The following is a 26,604-nucleotide window of genomic DNA, read 5'->3' as shown; positions in this document are numbered from 1 at the left end:
GGCCGATCACGGTGTCGCTCCGGAGTTCGTGCCGTACGCCACGTTGAAGAGGTACAGCGTGTTCTGGATGTGGGTGTTGCCCGGGGTGTCCGCCGTGGGGGCTCCGAGCTCGAGGTTCACGCGGACGGCGCGGACCGCTCCGAGCTGCGTCGTGGCCAGGGAACCGTCGGCGAGGGTCGGCAGCGGAGTCCCGTTCGCACCGAGGTAGGTGAAGAGCGGGTCGCCGTCCCCGGTCGGGGAGGACACCGCTCCGCCGAGGACGGTCGAGGTGGTGGGCGGCTGCGTCGGTGCGGGGAAGGTCGTGAAGCCCTTCGTCGTGGTGCCCGTCCACCGGTCGAGCACGATGCCCTTCGCCCCGTTGAGCGAGTACCGCACCTGCACCGGGACGTCGGTGGCGTTGCCGTCGAGGTTCACGAAGGCGGTGAACGTCATCCTCGAACCGTCGGCCTGGGTCACCGCGGACGCGTAGGTGCCGTCCGCCTTCGGCAGCAGGCTCGCCGCGTGCACGTAGCGGGTGAGCGAGTTCATCACGACCGACGCCGATCGCGCGTTCTGGTCGGACCGGGTGTTCGTCGACCCGGCACGCAGCGTCGCGGTGAAGAAGCCCCCGACCGCGACGAGGATCACCATCGAGATGCTCATCGCGACGATGAGTTCCATGAGCCCGACGCCGTCGTCCTCGTGCCGGAAGCGACGGAGCACCCGCATCACGAGGTCTGCCCGCGCGGGTCGAGGGTGAGCGTGTTGTCGTAGCTGATGACGATGAGCGCGGTCTTCCTGTTGACCGTCCCGGGCGTGACCGGCGCGACGTTGGAGGCGTTCGTGGCGATCTCGTTGCGCGACGTCGACCCGAACGTCGTGCCGGACGAGATGGTCCACGTGCCGAAGGGCAGGGCGATGGTGGCGGTGTCCGCGGACGACACCGGGAACTTCATCGTCATGCCCGCTGCGCAGCCCGGATCGCCCGGACCGGGGTTCGCGGAGGAGACCGCGGTGACGTAGCGCCCCTTGACGCCCTTGACCGTCGCGACACCCATGCGCACGGAACCGCTCGAGGGCTCACCCGCGCTCGTCGTGATCACGTCGAGGGTGGCTCCGACCGCTCCGTCCGCGTTGGGCGTGGTCCACGCGGCGGGGCTCGGGCTGAGGCAGTTGACCCTGGCGTTCGGGCTGTTCGAGTAGGGGCCGGCGTAGGCCGTGTACCCGGAGGTGAAGGGGAAGACCGGGAGCGAGGGCGTCGAGGTCGAGGTGATCGCGAGCGTCGTGCTCGTCGTGTCCCAGGGCGTCACCGTGTCGAGCCCGCCGCCGGTGCTCGAGAGCACGGTGGGCATGTTCGTGGGGAGCGTCGCCCCGTAGGACTGCGCGTACCCGAGCGTCAGTCGGCTCGCGCGGTCGTAGACGAACGGGACGGGGGCGCTCGCGCCGGCGGCAACGGTGATCGGGGTCTGCTGGGAGGGCTGCTTCTGGTCGGTGTCGATGCCGCCCGCGACGCTGGCGGTGACGGTGTAGTCACCCGGCGCCACGTTGACCGCGTACGAGCAGCCCTGGGAGTCGGTCGGCAGCGGGGAGGTGCTCGGTGCGACGGCGCCGCTGCCCGAGATCGGCGTCAACGAGACGGTCACGCCGGCGAACGGCGCACCGGACGCGTTCGCGACCGAGACGATCACGGTGCCGTAGCCCGGGTCCGTGACGGCGTCGCTCGGGGCGATCGCCGAGGTCATCGACGTGGAGGACGTACCGCCGCGGGCGTTCGGCCAGGACACCGTCGCGACGACGCTCTTGTAGGCGAGCTTGCCGTTCGAGGTGCCGCACGCGCCGCTCGCACCGTCGCTCTGCACCCACCGCACCGACCGGTCGATCTGGTAGGTCACGCCGCCGAGGGTCTTCGTGTTGACCGCCCCGTCCTTGCTGATGACCTTGAAGATGCCGGCGGTCGTCGCGGCGGCCGTCTGCCGCATCGAGTCGATGTCCTGCGAGGCGAGCGCCACCGCGGTCTCGCGGCCACGGCTCGTCTGGGTGAGCTGGAGGGTGTTCGCGATGCCGTAGGCGATCCCGACGCTCATCACGGCGAAGACCATCATGGCGACCATGACCTCGATGACCGAGAGGCCCGCCTCACGGGTCGTCGGGTCGACCGGGCGCAGGACGCGCTGCAGGGTGCGGATCACGGTCACCTCCTCGGCGGTGGTCGGAACGATGATGGGGTGACCCGTCTACAGACCGGTCACCCCATCGGGGCCGTACTACACGCAGTTGCCGGCCTTGGTGGCCGCCGTAGTGTCGGTGATGGTGAAGGAGGTCTTCGTGTCGCCACTCGCGCAGATCGAGAACGACGTGCCGGTAGCGGCGGGCGTGTAAACGAACTTGGTCCCATCGCTCTTCGTGTACCCGTACGGAGACATGGTCGGGACGTCCTTGAACTCGGCGTCCGTCGGGAGCTTCCCGTTCTTGTCCGTCTGGAACGCGATGACCGCGGTCTTCGCGTTCGCCAGGTCGGACTTCACCGACGCGTCCTTCGCGTTGTTCTGCACATTCAGGTACACCGGGATGGCGATCGCGGCGAGGATGCCGATGATGATCACGACGACCAGGAGTTCGATGAGCGTGAAGCCCTTCTCCTTGTCCTCGAGGAGGCCCTTGCGGCGAGCGTCGAGCTTGCCCATGAGAGCGAAGTACATGATGGTTCCGTTCTTCTCGGGAATGCGATGGGGGTTGTGCCGCAGACTGCTCCGCCGCCGCTGGCAAGCGTATTGACGGCACTTTCCGGGCATAATCCCGAGAACGGGGGTGATCCGTGCTGCGAAATGCCCCCAGTACCGGGGGTGCGAAATTCCTGACCGGCCCCCGAACGGAGGGCGTGCGCCGTCGAGTTACTTGACGAGCGAGGAGATCTGGAAGATCGGCAGGTAGAGCGCGACGATCATGCCGCCGACCACGACGCCGAGGAATGCGATGAGCAACGGCTCGATGAGCGACGTCAGGGATTCCGTGGTCGATTCCACCTCGGAATCGTAGAAGATTGCGATCTTCTCCAGCATGACCTCGAGCGAACCGGCGTCCTCGCCGACCGCGATCATCTGCGCGACCATCGGCGGGAAGACGTTCTCCTTTGCCAGTGGCTCGGCGATCGATTCGCCTTTCCGGACGCTTTCCGCGACCCGGTCGAGCGCTTTCTGCACGACGAAGTTGTCGGATACTTCTCCGACGATCTTCAATGCCTGCAGGATGGGGACGCCGGCCCCGATCATGTTCGAGAAGTTCCGGGCGAACCGGGCGATGACGATCTTCTTCGTCAGCTGCCCGAAGACCGGCATCCGCAGCAGGATCGGGTCCCGGAACGCCCGGAAGCGGTCCGTGTTCTTGTTCCCCCGGTACCAGAGCCACCCGACGACGACGAGTACCGCCAGGATCGGTCCGGCCCAGCGCATCGCGTGCGAGAGCTGCACGAGGATCCGGGTCGGCAACGGCAGCTGCCCACCGAGCGACGCGAACATGTCCTGGAAGATCGGCACGATGAAGACGAGCATGACGACGACTGCCAGCAGCGACATCACGAGCACCACGACCGGGTAGGTCATGGCCGACTTGATCGTCGACCGGAGCTTGTGCTCCTTCTCGAAGTTCGTCGCGATCGAGTCCATCGCCTGGTCGAGGAATCCGCCGGTCTCCCCCGCGCGGATCATGTTGATCATGATCGGCGGGAAGTCGACCGGGTACTTCGCGACGGCGTCCGAGAACGAGACGCCGCGCTCGACGTCGTCACGCACCTTGCCGAGGATCTCCTTGAGCTTCTTGTTCTCGGTCTGGCCCGCCAGGATCGTCAGCGCACGCAGGAGCGAGAGCCCGGACGAGAGCATCGTCGAGGCCTGGCGCGACATGATCGCGAGGTCCTTGAGCCCGACGCCCTTCTCGAGCCCCGGGATCTTGATCTCGGTCTGCAGCCCGGTGCCGGGCTTCGCCTCGGTGATGGCGATCGGCGAGACGCCCATGCCGCGCAGGCGCTGGACGACCGCGCCCTCCGACGCGGCGTCGAGCCGACCCTTGACGAGCTTGCCGGCGCCGTCGCGGCCCCGGTAGTCGAACGCGAGCGACATCAGTGGCCTCCGGAGTACTTGTCGCCGAAGTCGATCTCGGATGCGGCGATCGCGGCGGCGGACGAGTCGGAGGGCGACTCGACGCGCTGGACGAGCCGGTCGAAGCCGTCCTCGTCGTGCACCTTCTCCATCGCCGCAGCCCGGGTGACGGTGCCGACGTTGACCAGCTCGGCCAGGTCCTGGTCCATCGTGTGCATCCCGGCGTCTCGGCCGGCCTGCATCGCCGAGGTGATCTGGTACGTCTTGCCCTCGCGCACCAGGTTCGCGATCGCCGGCGTCGTCCGCATGATCTCGGTGGCGACGACCCGGCCGGTGCCGTTCGCCTTCGGCACGAGCGTCTGGCAGACGACACCCTCGAGTGTCGCCGCGAGCTGCGTTCGGATCTGCCCCTGCTGGTGCGGCGGGAACACGTCGATGACGCGGTCGATGGTGCCCGGAGCGCTCTGCGTGTGGAGCGTCGCGAAGACGAGGTGGCCGGTCTCGGCCGCGGTGAGCGCGACGGAGATGGTCTCGAGGTCGCGGAGCTCACCGATCAGGATGACGTCGGGGTCCTGCCGCAGCACGTGCTTCAGCGCGGCGGCGAACGAGTGCGTGTCCGCCCCGACCTCGCGCTGGTTGATGATCGCCTTCTTGTGGTCGTGCATGAACTCGATCGGGTCCTCGACCGTCACGATGTGGTCGGCCCGGGTCTCGTTGACCAGGTCGATGAGCGCGGCGAGGGTCGTCGACTTGCCGGAACCGGTCGGCCCGGTGACGAGCACGAGGCCGCGGGGCAGCTTCGCGAACTCCCCCACGTGCTCCGGGATGCCGAGCTGCTTGAGCGTCTTGATCTTCGTCGGGATGATGCGGAAGGCCGCGCCCCAGTTGCCGCGCTGCTGGTAGTAGTTCACGCGGAAGCGGAACTCCGGCGACAGGGAGTACGCGAAGTCGAGTTCCTGCTCGTGGTCGAACTGCCCGGCCTGCTCGGGGCTCAACAGGGTCTTCAGTGCGGCGATCACCTTGTTGCGTGCCCAGGGTCCCCCGGGGACCGCGGGCCGCAGGGAGCCGTCGACCCGCACGGTGGGCGGGGCGTCGGCGGTGACGTGGAGGTCCGAGGCGCCCTGGTACACGACCTGCGAGAGCGCCGTGATGAGGTCGGCGTCGGCGACCTCGCGCGCGTGGCGCGTGAAGCCGATCTCGGGGTGCGAGCCGGCGTCGACGGCGCGGCCCTGCGTCGTGGTGGTGACGGCCTGGAGGCTCGTGGTCGGTACCGCGGGCGCCACCGGCAGGTGCTCGGTCACCGTCTCGGCGTAGCCGTACGCGGCCGTCGACGCGGGGACGGCCGCCGGGGGCGTGGCCGGCGCGGCCTGCGGCTGCGCGACCGGGACGGCGACGGGGTCGCCGGCGGGCGGCGGCCACGAGGATCCGCTGGAGGTCGCAGCCGCGGACGAGCCGCCCCACGCCGCCGTTGCGCCCCACGCGGGCTCGGTCGACAGGTCGTACACGGCACTGCTCGACGTCGGCACGGGCGAGCGGTCGCTCGACGACGCCGAGGGTGCCGACGCCGCAGCGGCCGCAGCAGCGGCAGCGAGCCGCGCAGCCCGACGACCGCCGACCTCGTTGCCCGGCTGTCCGGGGTGCCATCCGGCGACGGGGTCGTCGCCGGCCTCGATGTCGTACACCGATTCGTTCATCGTCCTCGTGCTCCCGGGACTACGCGACCACGCGCAGGATCTCGTCGACGCTGGTCATGCCGAGCTTGACCTTCTCCCACCCGTCCTGTCGGAGGGTGAGCATGCCCTGCTGCTGGGCGACGCGGCTGATCTCGGCGCTCGAGGCCCGCGCGACGGCGAGCCGCTCGATCTCCTCGGTGACGGTCATGACCTCGTGCAGGGCGATCCGGCCGCGGTAGCCGGTGTTCGAGCAGACGGCGCAGCCGATCGGTGCGTAGAACTCCGGCACGGCCGCGTCCGCACGGTCGAGGAACCCGAGCGCGTGCAGCTGCTCGGCCTCGTAGACCGCCGGGGCCTTGCACCGGTCGCAGAGCCGGCGGGCCAGACGCTGGGCGACCACCGAGTCGAGTGCGGAGCCGACCAGGAAGGGCTCGATGTCCATCTCGGTCAGACGGGTGACGGCCGACGGTGCGTCGTTGGTGTGCAGCGTCGAGAGCACCAGGTGACCGGTGAGCGAGGCCTCGATCGCGATCTGCGCCGTCTCGTGGTCGCGGATCTCACCGAGGAGCACCACGTCGGGGTCGGAGCGCAGGATCGAGCGCAGCGCGGACGCGAACGTCAGCCCGGCCTTCGGGTTCACCTGCACCTGGTTGATGCCGGCCATCCGGTACTCGACCGGGTCCTCGACCGTGATGACGTTGATCTCGGGCTTCGCGACGGCGTTCAGCGTCGTGTACAGCGTGGTCGACTTGCCCGAACCGGTGGGCCCGGTGACCAGGATCATGCCGTACGGCTTCGAGTAGGACCGCTGGTACGCCTGGAAGTTCTGCTCGAGCAGGTTGAGGTCCTTGAGCGTCAGCGACGTGTTCGTGTTGTCGAGGATCCGCATGACGACCTTCTCGCCCCACACGGTCGGCAGCGTCGCCACACGCAGGTCGATCTGCCGACCGCCGTGGCGCACCGACATGCGGCCGTCCTGCGGCTTCCGACGCTCGGCGATGTCGATGTCGCTCATGATCTTGAGCCGGCTGATGACACCGTTCTGGATGTTCTTCGGCGCCGGGGCCATCTCGTGCAGCACGCCGTCGATGCGGTAGCGCACCCGGACCTCGTGCTCGCCCGGCTCGATGTGGATGTCGGACGCGTGGTCCTGGATGGCCTGCGACACGAGCAGGTTCACGAAGCGGACGATCGGCACGTCGTCGAGCGCGCCGTCGGTCAGGTCCACCTGCTGCTGGGTCGGGGCGGCCGACTGGTCCTCGAACGACGAGGTCAGGTCGTTGAGCTCGTCGTCGGCGCGCAGGTACCGGTCGAGGGCGCTCACCAGGTCGCGCTCGTCGACCTGCAGCGGCTTGATCGAGCGACCGGAGGCGGTGCGGGCGTCGTCGATCGCGAGCACGTTCGAGGGGTTCACCATCGCCAGCACGAGCGTCTCGCCCTCGAACCCGACACCGAGCACACCGTGCCGACGGCAGAGCGCCGCGGGCAGCATCGACACCGCCGTGCCGTCGACCGGGTAGTCGGTCAGCGGGACGGTGTGCGCGTTGTTCGAGGCCGCACGCGCGGTGATGTACTGCGCCTCGCTCACCACGCCCTGGTCGACCAGGGTGCGGATCGAGCGCTCGTCGATCGCTTCGTCCCCCGTCATCGAGTCGAGGTGTTCGATCGGCAGTGCGCCGTTGAGGATGAGGATCTCGGAGAGCGTGGCCATGTGTCCCGGAGCCTCCTTCGGGTCGAGACCGGGTCGTGGGGATGCGTCCCGCAGCGGTGCGGCGCCCGTCCACGCTATTGCCGCGGTGCGCGGCGACCGCAGTCCCACAACGAGGGGGCGACGGGGTGGCGGGTGTCCCCAGTGCAGGGGTACCCGCCGGTACTGGGTGGTCCGGACGATGATCGACACGGGTCGATGCTCCGTCGCGAGCGTGCTCGCGGGGTGGGCGGTCCGGCGATCGGTGGAGCACTCGGTCGAGACCCCGGGCTGTGCAGGAACGGACGCGACGGGGTCCACGCGCGGCCGCCGCCCGCACCGCCCCACGACGAAGTCCTCGACGTGCGGCGCCGCCCCGGGCCATGATGAGCCATGGACATCACGAGCGTGACCGTGGGCCTCCCCGTCTCCGACATCGAGGCGTCCTGCCTCTGGTACGGCGCCGTGTTCCAGCGTGCGGACCCCGACCTGGAGCCCGAGGACGGCGTCGTCGAGTACGAGATCGGCGGCATCTGGCTGCAGCTGTACCTCGACGCGGACGCCGAACGGCGTCCGGCGACCGTCCGGTTCGGTGTCGACGACGTCCGGTCCCAGCACGCCCGCATCGGGTCGCTCGGCATCGACGTCGGCCCGGTCGAGTGCGTCGACGGTGCCGTCGACTGGTTCGACGTCCGCGACCCCGACGGCAACGTCCTCAGCCTGTACTCGCTGGTCGACGAGAAGGGCCGCACGGCCTGAGACGCGACCGCGCGCCGGCCTGGAGGCGCGTGGCGGGCCCGTCACGAGCCTCCAGGCCGGCAGCACGCCGCTGACCGGCCACGCGCCGGCAACGAGGAAGGCCCCCGCATCCGAGGATGCGGGGGCCTTCCGGGTTCAGCTCAGGCTCAGTTGTAGGTCCCGGGCGTGAAGTCGTCCGACGAGAAGCTGTCGAAGTCGACGAAGCTCAGGTCGGCGTCCGAGAACGAGGAGTCGTCGGCGAAGATGCGGTTGGGGTACCGCTCCGCCTTGGCTTCCTCGGTCGCGGCGACGTCCACGTCACGGTACCGGCTGAGGCCCGTCCCGGCGGGGATGAGCTTACCGATGATGACGTTCTCCTTGAGACCGACGAGGTGGTCCTGCTTGCCCTCCATGGCCGCCTGCGTGAGGACGCGGGTGGTCTCCTGGAAGGACGCGGCGGACAGCCACGACTCGGTCGCGAGGGACGCCTTCGTGATGCCCATGACCTCCTGGCGAGCCGAGGCGGTCTTGCGACCCTCCTGCAGCGCCGCACGGTTCAGCGCGTTGTAGCGCGACCGGTCGACGAGCTCGCCCGGCAGCAGGTCGGTGTCGCCGTGGTCGACGACGGTGACCTTGCGGAGCATCTGGCGGACGATGACCTCGATGTGCTTGTCGTGGATCGGCACGCCCTGCGAGCCGTACACGTCCTGCACACCGTTGACGAGGTGCTTCTGGACCTCGCGCACACCCTTGACCCGGAGGACCTCCTTCGGGTCCACCGTGCCGGCGATGAACTGCTCGCCGAGCTCGACGTGCTGGCCGTCCTCGATGAGGAGGGTCGCACGCTTGAGCACCGGGTAGATGAACGGCTCGTCGCCGTTGTCCGGCGTGAGGATGATCCGACGACCCTTGTCCGTGTCCTCGATCGTGACGCGGCCGGGGGCCTCGGCGATCGGGGACGCGCCCTTCGGGGTGCGGGCCTCGAAGAGCTCGGTCACGCGGGGCAGACCCTGCGTGATGTCGTCGGCCGAGGCCGAACCACCCGTGTGGAAGGTACGCATCGTCAGCTGGGTACCGGGCTCACCGATGGACTGGGCGGCGATGATGCCGACCGCCTCGCCGATGTCGACGAGGTTGCCCGTGGCGAGCGAACGGCCGTAGCACTTCGCGCAGACACCGACGGCCGACTCGCAGGTCAGGACCGAGCGCACCTTGATGCTCTCGACACCCGCCTCGAGCAGCGTGTCCAGCAGGACGTCACCGACGTCCGAACCGGCCTCGGCGACGACCGTGCCCTTCGCGTCCGCTGCCTCGGTGGCCAGCGTGCGCGAGTAGACGGTGTTCTCGACGCGCGGGTCGCGGACGAGGGCGCCGTCGGCACCCACGGTCGCGATCGGCAGCTCGAGGCCACGGGTCGTCCCGCAGTCGTCCTCACGGATGATGACGTCCTGCGACACGTCGACGAGACGACGGGTCAGGTAGCCCGAGTCGGCGGTACGGAGAGCCGTGTCCGCCAGACCCTTGCGGGCACCGTGCGTGGCGATGAAGTACTCCGCCACGGTCAGGCCCTCGCGGTACGAGTTGATGATCGGGCGGGCGATGATCTCACCCTTCGGGTTGTTCACCAGACCACGCATACCGGCGATGTTGCGCACCTGCAGCCAGTTACCACGAGCACCCGACGAGACCATGCGGTTGATGGTGTTGTCGACCGGGAAGTTGTCGCGCATCTCCTGCGCGATCTCGTTCGTGGCCTCGGTCCAGATCTTGATCAGGTCGGCGCGGCGCTCCGCGTCGGTGATCAGACCCTTGTCGAACTCGCCCTGGACCTTGGCGGCCTGGACCTCGTAGCCCGCGATGATCTCCTTCTTGCGAGGAGGCGTCACGACGTCCGACAGCGCCACGGTCACACCGGAGCGCGTGCCCCAGTAGAAGCCCGCGTCCTTGATCCGGTCCAGCGCAGCGGCCGTCTCGGTCTTGGAGTAGCGCTCGGCGAGGTCGTTGACGATCGCGGAGAGGGTGCCCTTGTCGGTGACGCGCTGGACGAACGGGTAGTCCGCCGGCAGCGTCTCGTTGAAGAGCGCACGGCCCAGGGTGGTCTCGAGGAGGATCGGCTGACCGACCTCGTAGCCCTCCGGCGCCTCGCCCTCGGCGAAGTGGACACCCGACATGCGGATCTTCACCATCGCGTTGAGGTGCAGTGTGTTCTGGTCCTTGGCCAGGATCGCCTCGGCGACCGACGAGAACGCACGGCCCTCGCCGAGCGCGCCCTCACGGACGGTCGTCAGGTGGTGCAGACCGATGATCATGTCCTGTGCGGGCAGGGTCACCGGACGGCCGTCCGACGGCTTGAGGATGTTGTTCGAGGCGAGCATCAGGATGCGGGCCTCGGCCTGGGCCTCGACCGACAGCGGCAGGTGCACGGCCATCTGGTCACCGTCGAAGTCCGCGTTGAACGCAGCACACACGAGCGGGTGGAGCTGGATGGCCTTGCCCTCGACGAGCTGCGGCTCGAACGCCTGGATGCCCAGACGGTGCAGCGTCGGCGCACGGTTCAGCAGGACGGGGCGCTCGCGGATGATCTCCTCGAGCACGTCCCACACCTGCGGACGCGAACGCTCGACCATGCGCTTGGCCGACTTGATGTTCTGCGCGTGCGACAGGTCGATCAGGCGCTTGATGACGAACGGCTTGAACAGCTCGAGCGCCATCTGCTTCGGCAGACCGCACTGGTGCAGCTTGAGCTGCGGGCCGACGATGATGACCGAACGGCCCGAGTAGTCGACGCGCTTGCCGAGCAGGTTCTGGCGGAAGCGACCCTGCTTTCCCTTGAGCATGTCGCTCAGGGACTTCAGGGCGCGGTTGCCGGTACCCGTGACGGGACGACCACGACGACCGTTGTCGAACAGCGCGTCGACCGCTTCCTGCAGCATGCGCTTCTCGTTGTTCACGATGATCTCGGGGGCACCGAGGTCGAGCAGGCGGCGGAGACGGTTGTTGCGGTTGATCACACGACGGTAGAGGTCGTTGAGGTCCGACGTGGCGAAGCGGCCACCGTCGAGCTGCACCATCGGGCGCAGCTCCGGCGGGATGACCGGCACGACGTCGAGCACCATCGCGGCCGGCGAGTTGCCGGTGGCGAGGAAGGAGCTGACGACGCGCAGGCGCTTGATCGCGCGGATCTTCTTCTGACCCTTGCCCTCGGCGATCTGCAGGCGCAGCGACTCGGCCTCGGCGGCCAGGTCGAAGGCCTCGAGCCGCAGCTTGATCGCCTCGGCGCCCATGTAGGCGTCGAAGTAGATCCCGAAGCGGTCCTGCAGCTCGTGGAACACGGCGTCCTCGGGCTTGAGGTCGCCGACCTTGAGGTTGCGGAAGTCCTCCCACACGCGCTCGAGGCGGGTGATGTCCTCGTCGAAGGACTTGCGGACCTGGGACATCTCCTTCTCGGCGGTGTCCTTGGTCCGGCGCTTCACGTCGGCCTTGGCGCCCTCTTCCTCGAGCGCTGCGAGGTCGTCCTCGAGCTTCTTGAGGCGGTCGGCGATGATCGAGTCGCGCTGACCCTCGAGGTTCTTGATCTCGAGGCGCATCTCGTTCTCGAGACCGGGCATGTCGGCGTGACGGCCCTCTTCATCGATGTCGATGATCATGTACGCCGCGAAGTAGATGACCTTCTCGAGGTCCTTCGGCGCCATGTCGAGGAGGTACCCGAGGCGCGACGGGACGCCCTTGAAGTACCAGATGTGCGTGACGGGGGCGGCGAGCTCGATGTGGCCCATGCGCTCACGACGGACCGAGGACTTGGTGACCTCGACGCCGCAGCGCTCGCAGACGATGCCCTTGAAGCGGACACGCTTGTACTTGCCGCAGGCGCACTCCCAGTCGCGGGACGGACCGAAGATCTGCTCGCCGAACAGACCGTCCTTCTCGGGCTTCAGGGTGCGGTAGTTGATGGTCTCCGGCTTCTTGACCTCGCCGTACGACCACTGACGGATGTCCTCGGCGGTCGCGAGGCCGATCCGGATGGCGTCAAATGACGTTGCTTCGAGCAATGTTCTTCTCTCTTGCTGAGTTCGAAACGTGTTCGGTACGGGCCGGCTCAGATGTCGTCGACGGACGACGACTCGAACCGCGAGGAGATGTTGATGCCGAGCTCTTCAGCGGCACGGAAGACCTCGTCGTCCGTGTCGCGGAGGCTGACCGCCTGGCCGTCCGCCGAGAGGACCTCGACGTTCAGGCAGAGCGACTGCATCTCCTTCATGAGGACCTTGAACGACTCGGGGATGCCGGGTTCCTGGATGTTCTCGCCCTTGACGATCGCCTCGTAGACCTTCACGCGGCCGAGGATGTCGTCGGACTTGATCGTCAGGAGCTCCTGGAGGGCGTAGGCGGCGCCGTACGCTTCGAGCGCCCACACCTCCATCTCACCGAACCGCTGTCCACCGAACTGCGCCTTACCACCCAGCGGCTGCTGCGTGATCATCGAGTACGGACCGGTCGAACGGGCGTGGATCTTGTCGTCGACCAGGTGGTGCAGCTTGAGGATGTACATGTAGCCGACCGAGACGGGCTCCGGGAACGGCTCGCCGGAGCGGCCGTCGAAGAGCTGCGCCTTGCCGGAGGAACCGATCAGGCGCTCGCCGTCGCGGTTCGGGAGCGTGCTGTCGAGGAGCCCCTCGATCTCGCGCTCGTACGCACCGTCGAACACCGGGGTGGCAACCTTCGTGCCGGGCGCCGCGCTGTGCGCTGCCTCCGGCAGGGCGGATGCCCACTCCTGGATGCCCTCGACGTTCCAGCCCTGCTTCGCGAGCCACCCGAGGTGGATCTCGAGGACCTGGCCGAAGTTCATGCGGCCGGGGACGCCGAGCGGGTTGAGCACGATGTCGACCGGGGTGCCGTCCGCGAGGAACGGCATGTCCTCGACCGGCAGGATCGTCGAGATGACGCCCTTGTTGCCGTGACGACCGGCGAGCTTGTCACCCGCGGTGATCTTGCGCTTCTGGGCGATGTAGACGACCACGCGCTGGTTGACACCCGAGCCGAGCTCGTCGTCGCCGTCCTGCGCGTCGAAGACCTTGACGCCGATGATCGTGCCCTCTTCACCGTGGGGCACCTTCAGCGAGGTGTCGCGCACCTCGCGCGACTTCTCGTTGAAGATCGCGCGGAGCAGGCGCTCCTCGGCGGAGAGCTCGGTCTCGCCCTTCGGCGTGACCTTGCCGACCAGGATGTCGCCGGGGCGGACCTCGGCACCGATGCGGATGATGCCGCGCTCGTCGAGGTCGGCCAGGAGGTCCGGGCTGACGTTCGGGAGGTCGCGGGTGATCTCCTCCTTGCCGAGCTTCGTGTCGCGGGCGTCGACCTCGTACTCCTCGATGTGGATCGAGGAGAGCGTGTCGTCCTTCACGAGGTTCTGCGACAGGATCATCGCGTCCTCGTAGTTGTAGCCCTCCCACGGCATGAACGCGACGAGGAGGTTCTTGCCGAGCGCGAGCTCGCCGTTCTCCGTCGCGGGGCCGTCGGCGATGACCTCGCCCTGCTCCACGCGCTCGCCTGCGGAGACGATGACGCGGTGGTTGTAGCTCGTGCCCTGGTTCGAGCGGTCGAACTTGCGCAGGTAGTAGGTCTGCGTGCCGCCCTCGTCGAGCTGCAGGGTCACGGCGTCGGCCGAGACCTCGGAGACGACACCCGCCTTGTCGGCGGTGACGACGTCACCGGCGTCGATGGCGGTGTAGCCCTCCATGCCGGTGCCGACGAGCGGCGACTCGGAACGGAGCAGCGGGACGGCCTGACGCTGCATGTTCGCACCCATGAGGGCGCGGTTCGCGTCGTCGTGCTCGAGGAACGGGATGAGCGAGGTCGCGACCGACACCATCTGGCGCGGCGAGACGTCCATGTAGTCGACCTCGTCCTTGCCGACGAGCTCGACCTCGCCGCCCTTCTTCCGGACGAGCACCTTGTCGTCCTGGAAGTGGAAGTCGTCGGTCAGCGGCGCATTGGCCTGGGCGACGACGAAGTCGTCCTCCTCCGATGCCGTGAGGTAGTCGATGGTCGTGGTGACCTGACCGTTCACGACGCGGCGGTACGGCGTCTCGATGAAGCCGAAGGAGTTGATCCGACCGAACGACGCGAGCGAGCCGATCAGACCGATGTTCGGGCCTTCCGGGGTCTCGATCGGGCACATGCGGCCGTAGTGCGACGGGTGGACGTCGCGGACCTCGACGCCGGCACGCTCACGGGACAGACCACCCGGGCCGAGGGCCGACAGGCGACGCTTGTGCGTCAGACCCGCGAGCGGGTTGTTCTGGTCCATGAACTGCGACAGCTGCGAGGTGCCGAAGAACTCCTTGATCGCGGCGACGACGGGTCGCACGTTGATCAGGGTCTGCGGGGTGATCGCCTCGATGTCCTGCGTGGTCATGCGCTCGCGGACGACGCGCTCCATGCGGGACAGACCGGTGCGGACCTGGTTCTGGATGAGCTCGCCGACGGCGCGGATGCGACGGTTGCCGAAGTGGTCGATGTCGTCCACGTCGAGGCGGAGCTGGACGGGCTCGCCGTCACGGACACCGTCGAGCGTCGTCTTCTCGGCGTGCAGCGAGACGAGGTACTTGATGGTGCGGACGATGTCCTGCACGGTCAGCACCGAGTCCGAGAGCTGCGCGTCGATGCCGAGCTTGCGGTTCAGCTTGTAGCGACCCACCTTGGCGAGGTCGTAGCGCTTCGAGTTGAAGTAGAAGTTGTCGAGGAGCGCACGCGCGGCCTCGGCGGCGACCTGCTCGCCCGGACGCAGCTTGCGGTAGATGTCCTTGAGCGCCTCTTCCTTGGTGAGGACGGCGTCCTTCTCGAGGGTCGACTCGATCGAGGCGAAGCCCTGGAACTCCTCCATGATCTCCTCGCTCGTCAGGCCGAGGGCCTTGAGGAAGACGGTCACGGACTGCTTGCGCTTGCGGTCGATGCGCACGCCCACCTGGTCGCGCTTGTCGATCTCGAACTCGAGCCACGCACCACGCGACGGGATCACGCGGGCGGAGTAGATGTCCTTGTCGGAGGTCTTCTCCTGCTGGCGCTCGAAGTAGACGCCCGGCGAGCGGACGAGCTGCGAGACGACGACGCGCTCGGTGCCGTTGATGATGAACGTGCCGCGCTCGGTCATGAGCGGGAAGTCGCCCATGAAGACGGTCTGCGTCTTGATCTCACCGGTCATGTGGTTCATGAACTCGGCGTTGACGTACAGCGGCGCGGCGTAGGTCTTGCCACGCTCCTTGCACTCGTCGATGGAGTACTTCGGGTCCTCGAGCTCCGGGGACGTGAACGAGAGCTGCATGGTCTCGCCGAGGTCCTCGATCGGGGAGATCTCCTCGAAGATCTCCTCGAGGCCGGAGTGCAGCGCGAGGTCGGTGCGACCCTGCTCCTGTCCTTCGGCGAGGCGGGCCTTCCAGACGTCGTTGCCGACGAGCCAGTCGAAGCTCTCCGTCTGGAGGGCGAGCAGATCCGGCACCGTGAGGGTGTCCGTGATCTTGGCGAACGAGAGTCGCGAGTGGTTGCGACCGTTCTTGGGGTTGGTGGATGCGTTGGGCGCAGCAGCCAAGGGTGTGACCTCCGGTAGGCCCCGTCGGGCCGGTACTGACGAGCAGCACGTAGGTGAGTGGATTGATCGCTCGGCGCGACCCCGGGACCACCGACACGGAACGCACGACGGCAACGACCGTCGAGGACCTGTGGGATGATCGGTGAGCGGGTCCCGCCGCCATATACGGGACCGGCTGCACCAGGGCGCGTGTTCGACCGCAATATGACGACACACGAATGCCAGGGAGCGCGAACTGTCATCATAGGTCGCCCTGGCGCGCGCTGTCCAGTCCTGGCTTGACCGGATTCGGCGATGGCGTGTATAAGCACGCGGACCGCCCCCGCGACGGCGTGTACAAGCACGCGGACCGCCCCCGCGACGGCGTGTACAAGCACGCGGACCGCCCCCGCGACGGCGTGTACGAGCACGCCGACCGCCCCGGGATTCCCGCAGCGCGGCCCGGATCAGTCCTCGAGCGCGTGCAGCAGCTCCTCCGGGTGCTCGGTCCGGACGAAGGTCACCCGCCCCCGGTCGTCCGTGATCCGCACGCCGCGGCCCGGCGTGAGGATGAGCGCCCGCACCCCGCGACCGAGCCGCAGGCCCACCCCGCCGAAGGTGCTCGCGTCCGCGTCGGCGACCGTCACGTCGGCGATGCGTCCCCGCGCGATCCGCCGCGTCGGCAGCGGCCGGAAGTGCAGGACGACGGCGGCGTCGGTCACCGCGATGCCGGTCCGGGCGAGCAGCAGCAGGGCACCGGCCACGAGTGCGACCACGCCCGGCAGCAGCAGCGCGACCTCCGGTGCGTCCCCCGGCCAACCGAGGACGGCCGCGGTCAGCGCGCCCCCGCCGAGCAGCAGCACGGCGCCGACCACGCGCATCCACCGGGGAGCGCGCTCACCGTCGACGGCCACCGGCCGGGAGGCGCGGTGCGGCCGGGCGGACCGGCGACCGTCCGCCGCGGCGGAGCCGGTCCGGCTGCGTGGCACGCCGGCCGGGCGCCGGGCGGGACGGAGGGTGGGGATGCTCAGGGTGTCGGTCATCGCGGGTCTCCTGCGGGAGTCGTGTTCCTGCCGCGGGCGCCCGGGTCGTCGGACGGCGCACGCGTGGTGCCGTGCGCCGTCGCACGCGGGAGGGCGGCGAGCCTCTGGTGGGGGTGCGGGGCGCGCCGACGACGTTCGGGGCACCCGGGCGCGGTGGGGGTCGCGCGGGGTCGTGCCGGTCCACGTCGCGGTCACCCGGACCGGCGGAACACCACGGCCTCGGCCGCACGGTGCTCGACACCGGTCGGGTGACGACGACGAGAACGGTACGTCGTGTCCCTTGACGTCGGCTGGTCGTGCGGAGAGCGGAGGCTCCGCGGTGGTGTTCCATGGGAGGCATGGCTGATGCGTTCGACGGGTTCCGGATCGGTGCGGGCTGGGCGTCGGTGGAGCCGGACCGGCACCGCCCCGGGTCCTTCACGCTCGTGGTGGACGGCACGCCGCAGTCGCACGTCGACCTCGAGGACCCGACGCACCTGGCGTTCGAGTACATCCGGCGCATCGGACACGCGATCGACCTCCTGCCGGAGGGACCGATCACGGCGCTGCACCTCGGTGCGGGTGCACTGACCCTGCCCCGGTACGTCGCCGTCACCCGCCCGGGCTCGCGGCAGCAGGTCGTGGAGCTGGAGCGGGACCTCGTCGAGCACGTGCGCGAGGTGCTCCCGTTCCCCCGCGGCGCCTCGATCCGGGTCCGCTACGGCGACGCCCGCGAGGTGCTCGGCAAGCTGCCGGCCGGCCTCCGCGGCACGGTGGACCTGGCGGTCGTCGACGTGTTCGGCGGCTCGCAGATCCCCGCGCACGTGACGAGCGTCGAGTTCTACCGCTCCGTCGCCGAGTTCCTCTCGCCCACGGGGATCGTCGCCGTGAACGTCGCGGACGGGGCCGGCCTGGCCTTCGCACGCGGGCAGGCATCGACGCTGCAGGCCGTCCTGCCGTCGGTCGCGGCCGTCGCCGACACCGGCATGCTCAAGGGGCGGCGGTTCGGCAACATCGTGCTGCTCGGGTCGCGGACCGACCTCCCCGTGGCGGACATGCCCCGGCGCTACTCGTCCGACCCGATGCCGGCGAAGGTGGTGCACGGGCAGGAGCTCCGTGCCTTCACGGCCGGCGCGCCCATCGTCACCGACGCGACCGCGGTCGCGTCCCCCGAACCGAACCGCAGCGTCTTCGGCGGCTGAGCCCGCGGTCGCGTCCCGACCACACGCCGGACGGGAGGCCCGGTGCCGGTCCGGTGCCGGGCCTCCCGGCCGTGGGACGGGTACAGGAGCGCCGAGTCCCCCTGAACACGTCGGGCATCCGGCTGCCAGGATGGGGGACAACGACCGCGCGACCGCGCGACCGACCGAGGGAGTCCCCTGATGACGAACGACGACCGGAGCAACGAGGACCGGACGGGCGACGGCGACGCGCCGGTCTGGGGCAGTGCGCCGCAGCGCGACCAGCGCGACCAGCACGACGCACCCCGCTACGGCGAGCGCGTGGACCCGGCACCGGGATCGGCGCCGCAGTACGGCGAGCAGCACCAGGGCCAGCAGCAGTACGGGCAGCAGCAGTACGGCGAGCGCGACCAGTACGGGCAGCAGCAGTACGGCCAGCCGCAGCACGGCGAGCACGACCAGCACGACCAGCACGGTCGGTACGACCAGCGCGACGGCCGTCACGAGTCCCCGACGTGGGGCGAGCACCAGGGGTCGCACCAGCCCTACGCGGCGTCCTCGGCGCCGGCGAGTGCAGGCAGCCCGGCGTGGCAGTCCTCCGAGGAGACGAAGCCGGCGAAGAAGAAGAAGAAGACCGTCGGCCTCGTGGCGTTCGCGCTCGGGGTCCTGTCGCTCGTGCTCGGCGTCGTCGGCGGTGCCGTGCTGGGCGCCGCGTTCGCGGGCAACGCCGCAATCGAGCAGATCGCGCGCGACGGCGGCGGATCGGTGCAGCAGCAGGAACAGCTGCGGCAGCAGCTCATGAACGACCCGTCCGCGATGAGCCAGTTCGGCGGCGGGTCGATCATCATCCTCATCGCAGCCGTCCTCGGTCTCTGGGCCCTGGTGCAGGGCATCATCGCGGCGGTCGCGGGCCGGGGTCGCGTCTGGGGTGTCCTCGCGATCATCCTCGCCGTCGTCGCCACCTTCGCGACGTTCATCGCGGTCAGCATCGCCGCGGCTGCCGCGGTCACCGGCGGCAACTGATCCACGAGTACCACCGACGGCCCGTCCCGCTGCAGCGGGGCGGGCCGTTCCGCGTCCCGGACCGGTCCGCGTTCTCGGACCCCCCGTGCGCGTGGCACCGCCCGCTCACGGGAGCCCGCGGTTACCCTCGAACCGATGTCCCTCCCGCCTGACGACAGCCAGCAACCCGACCGCGCTCGGGAACCCCGTCACGCCGCGCCGGGCGACTCCGCCCCGGTCACCGCGGGTGTGAGCCCGGGGAGCACCTTCGCGCCGATCAGCCTGCGGCCGGCCGTCGACGCCGACGCCGTGCAGCAGCGGCTGCGCGACCTCGGGCAGAGCCGGAGCACCGAGGCCCTGGCGGAGCGGGCCGAGCTCCTCCGCCTGCTCGGCCGGCTCGACGAGTCGCTCGTCGTCGCGGAGGAGGTCTTCCGGTTGACGATGTTCACCGGTGAGCGGTCGGACAAGGTCGCCGCGCGCATCCGTCGTGCGCACGTGCTGCACGACCTGGGACGCCACGAGCGTGCCGCGACCGAGGCCGCGATGGCGCGCGACACCGCCCGGACCGAGGAGTGGCCGGAGCTCGAGGGCGCCGCCGCCGAGCTCGAGGGCTGGTCGCTGTTCGAACTGTCACGGTTCGACGAGGCCCGGTCGGCGCTCTCGCGTGCCTACCAGGCCTTCCGGCAGGCAGGGGCTCCCTCGGAGCGCACCGAGGCACTCCGCACCGCGGTCGAGGCCGCACTCCGGGCCTCGGTGGCGCAGCCGAAGGCCCCCGAGGACAAGCCCCGCACCGCCCGCGAGGTCGCTGCGCGCCGTGCCGAGGACGACGAGCCGCAGACGACCCGCGTCGCCGAACCGGTGAAGCAGGTCCCGCCGGTCCGTCGCCGTGTGCTCGGAGCACCCGACGCCGCACGCACCGACGCCGACGACATCTGGGGCCGGATCGCCGCGAAGGCGGCGCAGAAGGGTCAGGCGCCGCGCGACGAGCCCACCGACGACCTGCGGGACCCCGGCGCACGGTGACGACGCAGCCCGCAGCGGCGACGCAGCCCGCGGCGATGCTCGAGCGGGTCCGTGCACGAGCCGAGCACCTGCTGGCGGTGCACCTCGGCCCGGGCGGGTGGACGTTCGCGTTCGACCACGCCAGGACCCGCGCGGGGCAGTGCGACTTCGGCCGCCGACGCATCACGGTGAGCCGGCACATCGTCACCCGGGTGTCGGACGACGACGTGGACCAGGTCCTGCTGCACGAGGTCGCGCACGCGCTCGCCGGTCCCCGTGCCGGTCACGGTCCCGTCTGGCGACGCACCGCGGCGGACATCGGGTACACCGGCTCCCGCCTGTACGACGGGCCCGTCGCGTCGGAGCTCGCGCCGTGGGTCGGCACCTGTCCGGCGGGCCACGAGCACTTCCGCTACCGGACACCGACGCGCCCCCTGGCCTGCGCCCGGTGCGCGCGACGCTTCGACGGCCGGAACCTCATCACCTGGGAGCGGCGCGCGGCTACCGCATGATCGATCCGGCACCTGGAGGCGCGCCGGGGAGCCGTTAGCCTGGGCGGATGCACACGGGGCAGCACATCCGGACGGACAGCGGGTCGTCGTGGTTCTTCGACGCCGGCCGGATCGCCCTGGACTTCGCCCACACCGGTGGGTTCGCCGACGATGCCGACGGCCGTCGCCCCCGCGCCCGGCTCGGTGAGCTCCTCGTGACGCCGGCCGACCTGGACGAGTGGCTCGGCGACCACACCGAGCCGATCGACGTCGGCGCGACGGCACGGGAGCTGCAGGACGCCCGAGCCCTCCGCGCCGCGATCGGACGACTGGCCGTCGCCGCTGCCCCGGCCCCCGTCGGCTCGTCGGGCCCCGCCGAACGGACCGCGGTCGCCGCCGGGCTCCGCGCCGGTACCGGACGGACCCGGCCGGCACCGGACGACATCGACACGGTGAACCTGTTCGCGGCGCTGCCGGACGTGCCCCCGAGCCTGCCCGGGGGCCGACGTCGCGCGGGCGCGAACCGGGTCCGTCTGGCCCAGGCGCTGTCGAGCGTGGCCCGCGACGCGGTGGCGCTCTTCACCGAGGTCGGCTTCGACGACGTCGCCGCGGACGGACAGGCGACCCGCCTCAGCCGGTGCTCGGCGGACGACTGCGGGCTCGTCTTCTACGACTCGTCGCGTGGCGGCACCCGCCGGTGGTGCTCGATGCAGCGGTGCGGCAACCGCGCGAAGGTCCGCGCGCACCGGGCGCGACGCGCGGCCGCCTAGGGCGCCCTGCCCGGACGACTCGTGACACGCCGAATCTGAGGATTCGGCCCGCCGAAACCTGGCAGGCTGTCGGCATGTCCGACACCGCCGCCGCCCGCCGTGCCCCCTCCGGACGTCTCGACGACGGCACCGGCGGACCCGGTCCCGGTCGGCCGCGTCGCCGTGCCGCCGGCCTCACGCTGCTCGGGCCCGCCTTCGTCGCCGCGATCGCCTACGTCGACCCGGGCAACGTCGCGGCGAACCTGACCGCCGGTGCGCAGTACGGGTACCTGCTGCTCTGGGTGCTCGTCGCCGCGAACGCCAGTGCCGTCGTGGTCCAGTACCTGTCGGCGAAGCTCGGGGTCGTCACCGGGAGGTCGCTGCCGGAACACCTGGGCCTGCGGATGCGTCGCACCCCGCGGCTGCTCTTCTGGGCCCAGGCCGAGGTCGTCGCCGCCGCGACCGACGTCGCCGAGGTCATCGGCGGGGCGCTCGCGCTGCACCTGCTGTTCGGCCTGCCGCTCGTCGTCGGCGGCGTGCTCACCGGCGTGGTCTCGATGGCGATCCTGCTCCTGCACAGCCGCCGGGGCACCCGCACGTTCGAGGCCGTGGTGACGACGATGCTCGCGGTCCTCACCGTCGGCTTCTGCGCGGGCCTGCTGTCCGCGCAGGTCTCCCCCGGCGAGCTCGTCAGCGGCCTGGTCCCCCGGTTCGAGGGCGCGCAGTCGGTGCTCCTCGCCGCCTCGATGCTCGGTGCGACGGTGATGCCGCACGCGGTCTACCTGCACTCGGCCCTGGCACGGGACCGGCACGGCGACGTCCCCGCCGGGCCGGAGCGCCGCCGGGTGCTCGTCGCGACGCGGTGGGACGTCGGGCTGGCCCTCGTCGTCGCGGGCGGTGTCAACGTCTGCATGCTCGTGCTCGCCGCCGCCACGCTGCCCGGGGTCGCGGGCACCGACACCATCCCCGGCGCGCAGGCCGCGATCGCGGCGAACGTCGGCCCCGTCGTGGGCGTGCTGTTCGCGGTCGGCCTGCTCGCGTCCGGTCTGGCGTCGACCTCGGTGGGCTGCATGGCCGGCGCGGAGATCATGCACGGGCTGCTGCACGTCCGCATCCCGGTCGCGGTGCGCCGGCTCGTCACGCTGCTGCCCGCCGTGGTGCTCCTGGCCGTCGGCGCGGACCCGACGATGCTCCTCGTGCTCAGCCAGGTGGTGCTGAGCTTCGGCATCGCCTTCGCGATCGTGCCGCTCGTGGTCTACACGTCACGGCGGAGCATCATGGGCGCCGACGTCAACGCGATGACCACCCGCGTGGTCGCGGGCGTCATCGCGCTGGTGATCGTCGCCCTCAACGTGGCGCTCGTGGTGCTGACGCTGGCCGGCTGAAGCCGCCGGACGGCGACGACCGGGCCGTCCCCGCGTCAGTCGACGACGCGGACTTCCTTCCAGAAGGCGTAGTAGCCCGAGTAGTCCTTGCCGACCCGGTCGAACGACGACGGGATCGGCGTGGGGTAGGTCCAGGCGCGGTCCGGCAGCGCCTGACCGTCGACCGTGACGGTGTAGTACTGCGTGTCGCCCTTCCACGGGCAGTGGTACTGGGTGTCGCTCTCCGAGAAGAACTCCGGCGCCACGCTCGACGGCGGGAAGTACCAGTTCCCCTCGATCTGGATGAGGTCCTCCTGCGGAGCCTCCGCGATCACGGTGTCGCCGACGACTGCCTTCATGACGTGCTCCTTGCGATCAGCGGCGTCCTGGCGACGCCGTTCCCGATCGGGAACGCTACGCCCGGGTGCCGGATTCCCGCAGGACGACGAGCTCGGGCCCCGCGGCGAGCGCCGCGTGCACCGTCTCCCGGTCCAGGTCCGCCGCACCCTCCGCGGCGCTCACGAGGTGCCGCACCGCGCGACGGAGTCCCGTGTACGCGGCGCAGGCGGTGGCCGCCTCGGGCGAGGTGTGGTCGATGCCGACCGTGACGAGGGCGTCGACGACGGCCCCGGCGGCGAGCAGGTCCTCGACCGCGGGCTCCGGCGTCTCCGCGCCGTCCGTCGGCTCCCCGGCGGCGTCCGCGACGGTGACGCCGGGGTCGGTGGTGCGGCCCGCGGCGACGACCGCGACGACGCACCGGTCCCCGCGCTCGGCCTGGAGGCTCGTCACGCGTTCCGCGACCGCCGCCGCGTTGCCGAGGTGGCCGAGCACGACCTCCGGACCGTCGGGCAGCAGGGCTGCCGCGGCCCGCGCCCGTGCCGCGGGGTCGGCCCCGCCCCCGGACGGTTCCGGCAGGACGTCCACCCACACCACGAGGTGCGTGCCGTGCGCGATCCGGTCGGCACCGGCGCTCCCCCACGCGAACCGGACCTGGTACTGCTCCTGGGTGCGTGCTGCCACCGGTCCACGATAGCCGCGGGCCGTCCCCGTCCGTCCCGGTCCGTCCCCGTCGGTCCCTGTCCGTCCCCACAGGAGCCCGGTCCACAGCCTGTGCCCGCTCGACCCCGCTGTCGGTGCCGCGACCGTAGGATCGGTGACCATGGAGATCGCCACCGTCCCCACGCTGACCGGCGACCGCGTCACCCTCGAGCCCCTGGCGGCCGAGCACGCGGACGACCTGCGGGCGGCGGTGGCGGACGGCGACCTCTGGCGCACCTGGTACACCTCGGTGCCGGCCCCCGACCGGGTCGAGGCCGAGATCGACCGGCGGCTCGGCGAGCACGCGGCGGGGCGGATGGTGCCCTTCGCGATCCGTGACCGCCCGACCGGTCGCGTCGTCGGGGCGACCACCTTCGCGAACATCGACACCGCCAACCGTCGCGTCGAGATCGGCTACACCTTCCTGGCGCGGGCGGCACAGCGGAGCGGGATCAACACCGAGGCGAAGCTGCTCCTGCTCTCGCACGCGTTCGACACCTGGGACTGCATCGCCGTCGAGTTCCGGACGCACTGGCACAACCAGCAGTCGCGGGCGGCGATCGCCTCGCTCGGCGCGAAGCAGGACGGCGTCCTGCGCAGCCACTCGATCGGCCGGGACGGCACGCTGCGCGACACCGTGGTCTTCTCGATCACCGCCACCGAGTGGCCGACCGTGCGCCTGTCGCTCACCGAGCGCCTGCGCACGCGGGACCGTGCCGAGGGCGCACGGCGTCGGGCCGCCCGGCACGCCTGACCCGTCGGACGCACGGGTGCACCGTCCCTCGCGGGGACGTCGCCCGCCCAGCGCCACGGCGTAGCGTCCGCAGCATGCACGTCGGTCTCCGCATCGTCCTCGACGCCCCGGTCGACGCCGTCCGCGACGCCCTGCTGTCGCCCTCGGTGATGGTCGCCGTCACGAAGCCGTTCCTCGTCTACCGCTCACGGTCACCGGAGGGACTCCCGGAGCGCTGGACCCCCGGCGTCCCGCACCCGATCACCGCCGACGCACTCGGGGTCGTGCCGAGCGGCGACACGCACGTCGACATCGACCTGTACGAGGTCGACGGGGTGCCGGTGCAACGCGACAACGGAGGTGGCACCTCGGGACTCTTCGGGCGGATGACCATGCGGCACCGGATGGCCACCGTCGACCTCGGTGACGGGCGGACCCTGCTGCTCGACCGGCTCACCTACCGGATGCGCCCCACGCTCCTCGGGGCCGCACTCTGGCCGGGCATGTGGGTCATCTGGCAGTGGCGTGCGCTCCGGATGCGGCAGCTCGCCCCGTCGTGGGGCCGTCCCGGGCACTGACGCGCGACGTCCGTCAGGACTTCGGCTGCTCGTCCACCTGCACGTGGACGGCGTAGTCCGTGCCGTCGACGTCACGCACCTCGACGACGGAGTCGTACACGGTCGTGTCACCCTCGGCACCGATCTCGCAGTGCACGGTGTCCCCCTCGACCAGGTCGATCGGGTCCGTACCGCAGTCGACCAGCGGACGCTGACCGACCTCGCGTTCGAGTGCGTCGGCCACCACGTCCTCGAACCCCGACGGCGACACCGTCCGGTTCGCGGAGGCGGACACCGTGCACCCGCTCAGGACCGCGACGAGGGTCAGACCCGCCACGGTCGGGGCGATCGAGCGGTGCACGCGTGGTGCCGCCCGTCCCGCCGTGGTCCGCGCGGCGGCGGTCCGTCTGGTCGTCGTTCCCCTGGTCACGTCGCCCGTCCCCTCGTCGGTCGCTGTCCGACCAATGTGCCAGGGCCGTCACGGGAGCACCCGCAGGGGACCGTCCACAGCCCCGGCCCGTCGCTGGCGGGTCCGGAGCACCCGGGCGTACGCTCGTCCTCGTGAGCCAGACGCAGGAGCCGAGGGCCCAGGACCGCGTGCACAGCACCCTCGCCACCGTGGACTGGCGGCGGATGACGTTCGACCTGTACCGACGGGTGCGGGCGACGGCCGACCCCGAGACCGCGCACGCGATGTGGCGCGAGACCCGCGACGCGATGTTCGCCGAGCACCCGGCCAGTCCGCTGCTCGACGAGGACGCCCGCGACTTCGAGGCGCTGCCCGTGCCCGACTACGACCCCGAGTGGCGGTTCCGCGCGCGCATCGAGTCCGCCGAGCCCCGTGCGATGGACGTCGAGACGGGCACCGACGGCGTCGTGCACTTCGACCGGCTCGGTGTCGTGCGGCTGCCGGGCATCGGCACGCTCGACGTCTGGTCGCACGGCGGCTACGCGGGCGGGGTCTTCGTGCCCGTGAAGGACGCCAGCGCCGGTCGTGCCCGCGGCACCTACGGCGGCGGGCGGTACCTGCTCGACACGATCAAGGGTGCGGACCTCGGCGGCGACGACGGCGAGCTCGTCCTCGACTTCAACTTCGCGTACAACCCCTCGTGCGCGTACGACCCGGCGTGGGCGTGCCCCCTCGCGCCCCCGGGCAACACCGTCGCCGTGCCGATCCCGGTCGGCGAGCAGTACGACTTCTGACACGACGCACGCACGAGCACACGGACAGGACGCAAGGGTGGATCGCATGACGGGACTCGTGGCACTCGACGCGGGCGGCCGGGTGCCGCCCTTCGAGCAGGTCCGTTCGCAGATCGCGGCGCAGATCGCCGCCGGGTACCTGGTGGACGGGGAGCGCCTGCCGAGCGTGCGCGCCCTGGCCGAGGAGCTCTCGCTCGCCGCGGGCACCGTCGCGAAGGCCTACCAGCTGCTCGAGGAGGCCGGGCTCGTGCACACCGCCCGGGGCGCCGGCACGCGGGTGGTGCGGCCGGCCGAGGTGCCCGACGCCGTCGCCGGGGCAGCGCACGCCCTGGCCGCCGCCGCGCGAGCGGCCGGGTTGTCCGCCGACCAGGCCGCAGCGGCACTGCGCGACGCCTGGCCCGCCTGAGGCGACCGCCCGCCGTCCGCGACGCGCGGGGCGGAAGGCACACCGGGCCTCCCGGCCGACCGCCGTGTGCGCGCCTCCCGCGACACGCAACGTCGGCGAGGTCTCGCAGCGCTGGACTCCT

23 protein-coding genes are annotated in these 26,604 nt (G+C 70.6%); 11 read left to right on the top strand and 12 right to left on the bottom strand.

Going from position 1 to position 26,604, the window contains the following annotated elements; genetic code table 11:
- Positions 1–6 precede the first annotated feature (6 nt).
- From PIJ49_RS12185 to PIJ49_RS12160, 6 genes are all read right to left on the bottom strand, one after another.
- Positions 7–711, bottom strand: a complete 705-nt coding sequence (locus PIJ49_RS12185) for a PulJ/GspJ family protein (RefSeq protein ID WP_144411394.1) — start codon at positions 709–711, stop codon at positions 7–9.
- Positions 708–2,168, bottom strand: a complete 1,461-nt coding sequence (locus PIJ49_RS12180) for a hypothetical protein (protein ID WP_144411395.1) — start codon at positions 2,166–2,168, stop codon at positions 708–710. Before PIJ49_RS12180 ends, PIJ49_RS12185 begins: the two co-directional genes overlap by 4 nt.
- Positions 2,169–2,243: 75 nt before the next feature.
- Positions 2,244–2,678, bottom strand: a complete 435-nt coding sequence (locus PIJ49_RS16960; RefSeq protein ID WP_334212828.1) for a type IV pilin protein — start codon at positions 2,676–2,678, stop codon at positions 2,244–2,246.
- Between the two features lie 192 nt (positions 2,679–2,870).
- Entirely contained in the window at positions 2,871–4,094 is a 1,224-nt protein-coding gene (locus PIJ49_RS12170) for a type II secretion system F family protein (protein ID WP_271826698.1), read from the bottom strand.
- On the bottom strand, positions 4,094–5,767 hold the full coding sequence (locus PIJ49_RS12165; protein ID WP_271826697.1) for a type IV pilus twitching motility protein PilT: 1,674 nt from the start codon (positions 5,765–5,767) through the stop codon (positions 4,094–4,096). The genes PIJ49_RS12170 and PIJ49_RS12165 overlap by 1 nt, the downstream gene beginning before the upstream one ends.
- Positions 5,768–5,786: 19 nt before the next feature.
- The gene (locus PIJ49_RS12160) at positions 5,787–7,457 is read right to left on the bottom strand and encodes a GspE/PulE family protein (RefSeq protein WP_209684897.1); all 1,671 of its coding nucleotides are present in this window, start codon (positions 7,455–7,457) and stop codon (positions 5,787–5,789) included.
- A gap of 369 nt (positions 7,458–7,826) precedes the next feature.
- Between PIJ49_RS12160 and PIJ49_RS12155 the strand changes: the two genes are divergently transcribed.
- Positions 7,827–8,192, top strand: coding sequence for a VOC family protein (locus tag PIJ49_RS12155; RefSeq protein WP_058728464.1), 366 nt, complete (start codon positions 7,827–7,829; stop codon positions 8,190–8,192).
- Between the two features lie 146 nt (positions 8,193–8,338).
- On the opposite strand, the gene PIJ49_RS12150 is transcribed toward PIJ49_RS12155, so the two are convergent.
- From PIJ49_RS12150 to PIJ49_RS12140, 3 genes are all read right to left on the bottom strand, one after another.
- Entirely contained in the window at positions 8,339–12,220 is a 3,882-nt protein-coding gene (locus PIJ49_RS12150; RefSeq protein WP_066657075.1) for a DNA-directed RNA polymerase subunit beta', read from the bottom strand.
- Positions 12,221–12,267: 47 nt separating this feature from the next.
- Positions 12,268–15,756, bottom strand: coding sequence for a DNA-directed RNA polymerase subunit beta (rpoB, locus tag PIJ49_RS12145; RefSeq protein ID WP_066657077.1), 3,489 nt, complete (start codon positions 15,754–15,756; stop codon positions 12,268–12,270).
- 446 nt (positions 15,757–16,202) lie between these two features.
- Positions 16,203–16,778, bottom strand: a complete 576-nt coding sequence (locus PIJ49_RS12140) for a hypothetical protein (RefSeq protein WP_271826696.1) — start codon at positions 16,776–16,778, stop codon at positions 16,203–16,205.
- 338 nt (positions 16,779–17,116) lie between these two features.
- Here PIJ49_RS12140 and PIJ49_RS12135 point away from each other — a divergent pair, with 338 nt between their 5' ends.
- From PIJ49_RS12135 to PIJ49_RS12110, 6 genes are all read left to right on the top strand, one after another.
- Positions 17,117–17,959: a spermidine synthase gene (locus PIJ49_RS12135; RefSeq protein ID WP_066657081.1), complete on the top strand. Its 843-nt coding sequence runs from the start codon at positions 17,117–17,119 to the stop codon at positions 17,957–17,959.
- A 180-nt stretch (positions 17,960–18,139) separates the two neighbouring features.
- Positions 18,140–18,961, top strand: coding sequence for a DUF4064 domain-containing protein (locus PIJ49_RS12130; RefSeq protein WP_271826695.1), 822 nt, complete (start codon positions 18,140–18,142; stop codon positions 18,959–18,961).
- A gap of 135 nt (positions 18,962–19,096) precedes the next feature.
- Positions 19,097–19,963, top strand: coding sequence for a tetratricopeptide repeat protein (locus PIJ49_RS12125; protein ID WP_271826694.1), 867 nt, complete (start codon positions 19,097–19,099; stop codon positions 19,961–19,963).
- 35 nt (positions 19,964–19,998) lie between these two features.
- On the top strand, positions 19,999–20,454 hold the full coding sequence (locus PIJ49_RS12120) for a SprT-like domain-containing protein (RefSeq protein ID WP_271826707.1): 456 nt from the start codon (positions 19,999–20,001) through the stop codon (positions 20,452–20,454).
- A 47-nt stretch (positions 20,455–20,501) separates the two neighbouring features.
- On the top strand, positions 20,502–21,203 hold the full coding sequence (locus PIJ49_RS12115) for a CGNR zinc finger domain-containing protein (RefSeq protein ID WP_066657096.1): 702 nt from the start codon (positions 20,502–20,504) through the stop codon (positions 21,201–21,203).
- Positions 21,204–21,277: 74 nt separating this feature from the next.
- The gene (locus PIJ49_RS12110) at positions 21,278–22,567 is read left to right on the top strand and encodes an Nramp family divalent metal transporter (protein ID WP_271826693.1); all 1,290 of its coding nucleotides are present in this window, start codon (positions 21,278–21,280) and stop codon (positions 22,565–22,567) included.
- A 35-nt stretch (positions 22,568–22,602) separates the two neighbouring features.
- On the opposite strand, the gene PIJ49_RS12105 is transcribed toward PIJ49_RS12110, so the two are convergent.
- Together PIJ49_RS12105 and PIJ49_RS12100 are read right to left on the bottom strand one after the other, a co-directional pair.
- Complete coding sequence (locus PIJ49_RS12105) at positions 22,603–22,905, bottom strand: DUF427 domain-containing protein (protein ID WP_066657097.1); 303 nt, start codon at positions 22,903–22,905, stop codon at positions 22,603–22,605.
- Between the two features lie 55 nt (positions 22,906–22,960).
- Positions 22,961–23,566 (bottom strand): hypothetical protein, encoded by a 606-nt coding sequence (locus PIJ49_RS12100; protein WP_066657098.1) that lies wholly within the window; start codon positions 23,564–23,566, stop codon positions 22,961–22,963.
- Between the two features lie 139 nt (positions 23,567–23,705).
- On the opposite strand from PIJ49_RS12100, the gene PIJ49_RS12095 reads away from it, so the two are divergent.
- Both PIJ49_RS12095 and PIJ49_RS12090 read left to right on the top strand, forming a co-directional pair.
- Entirely contained in the window at positions 23,706–24,338 is a 633-nt protein-coding gene (locus PIJ49_RS12095; protein WP_066657099.1) for a GNAT family N-acetyltransferase, read from the top strand.
- Positions 24,339–24,412: 74 nt separating this feature from the next.
- Positions 24,413–24,895 (top strand): hypothetical protein, encoded by a 483-nt coding sequence (locus PIJ49_RS12090; RefSeq protein WP_066657101.1) that lies wholly within the window; start codon positions 24,413–24,415, stop codon positions 24,893–24,895.
- Positions 24,896–24,908: 13 nt separating this feature from the next.
- On the opposite strand, the gene PIJ49_RS12085 is transcribed toward PIJ49_RS12090, so the two are convergent.
- Entirely contained in the window at positions 24,909–25,235 is a 327-nt protein-coding gene (locus tag PIJ49_RS12085; RefSeq protein WP_271826692.1) for a hypothetical protein, read from the bottom strand.
- Positions 25,236–25,507: 272 nt separating this feature from the next.
- On the opposite strand from PIJ49_RS12085, the gene PIJ49_RS12080 reads away from it, so the two are divergent.
- Both PIJ49_RS12080 and PIJ49_RS12075 read left to right on the top strand, forming a co-directional pair.
- Complete coding sequence (locus PIJ49_RS12080) at positions 25,508–26,077, top strand: DUF1684 domain-containing protein (RefSeq protein WP_066658792.1); 570 nt, start codon at positions 25,508–25,510, stop codon at positions 26,075–26,077.
- A 46-nt stretch (positions 26,078–26,123) separates the two neighbouring features.
- Positions 26,124–26,483, top strand: a complete 360-nt coding sequence (locus PIJ49_RS12075) for a GntR family transcriptional regulator (protein ID WP_066657105.1) — start codon at positions 26,124–26,126, stop codon at positions 26,481–26,483.
- Positions 26,484–26,604 lie beyond the last annotated feature (121 nt).

Source organism: Curtobacterium uvaldense, assembly GCF_028307415.1.
Classification (GTDB): domain Bacteria; phylum Actinomycetota; class Actinomycetes; order Actinomycetales; family Microbacteriaceae; genus Curtobacterium.
Note: the sequence above shows the minus strand (reverse complement) of the source record. Positions and strands in the feature narration are given on the sequence as shown.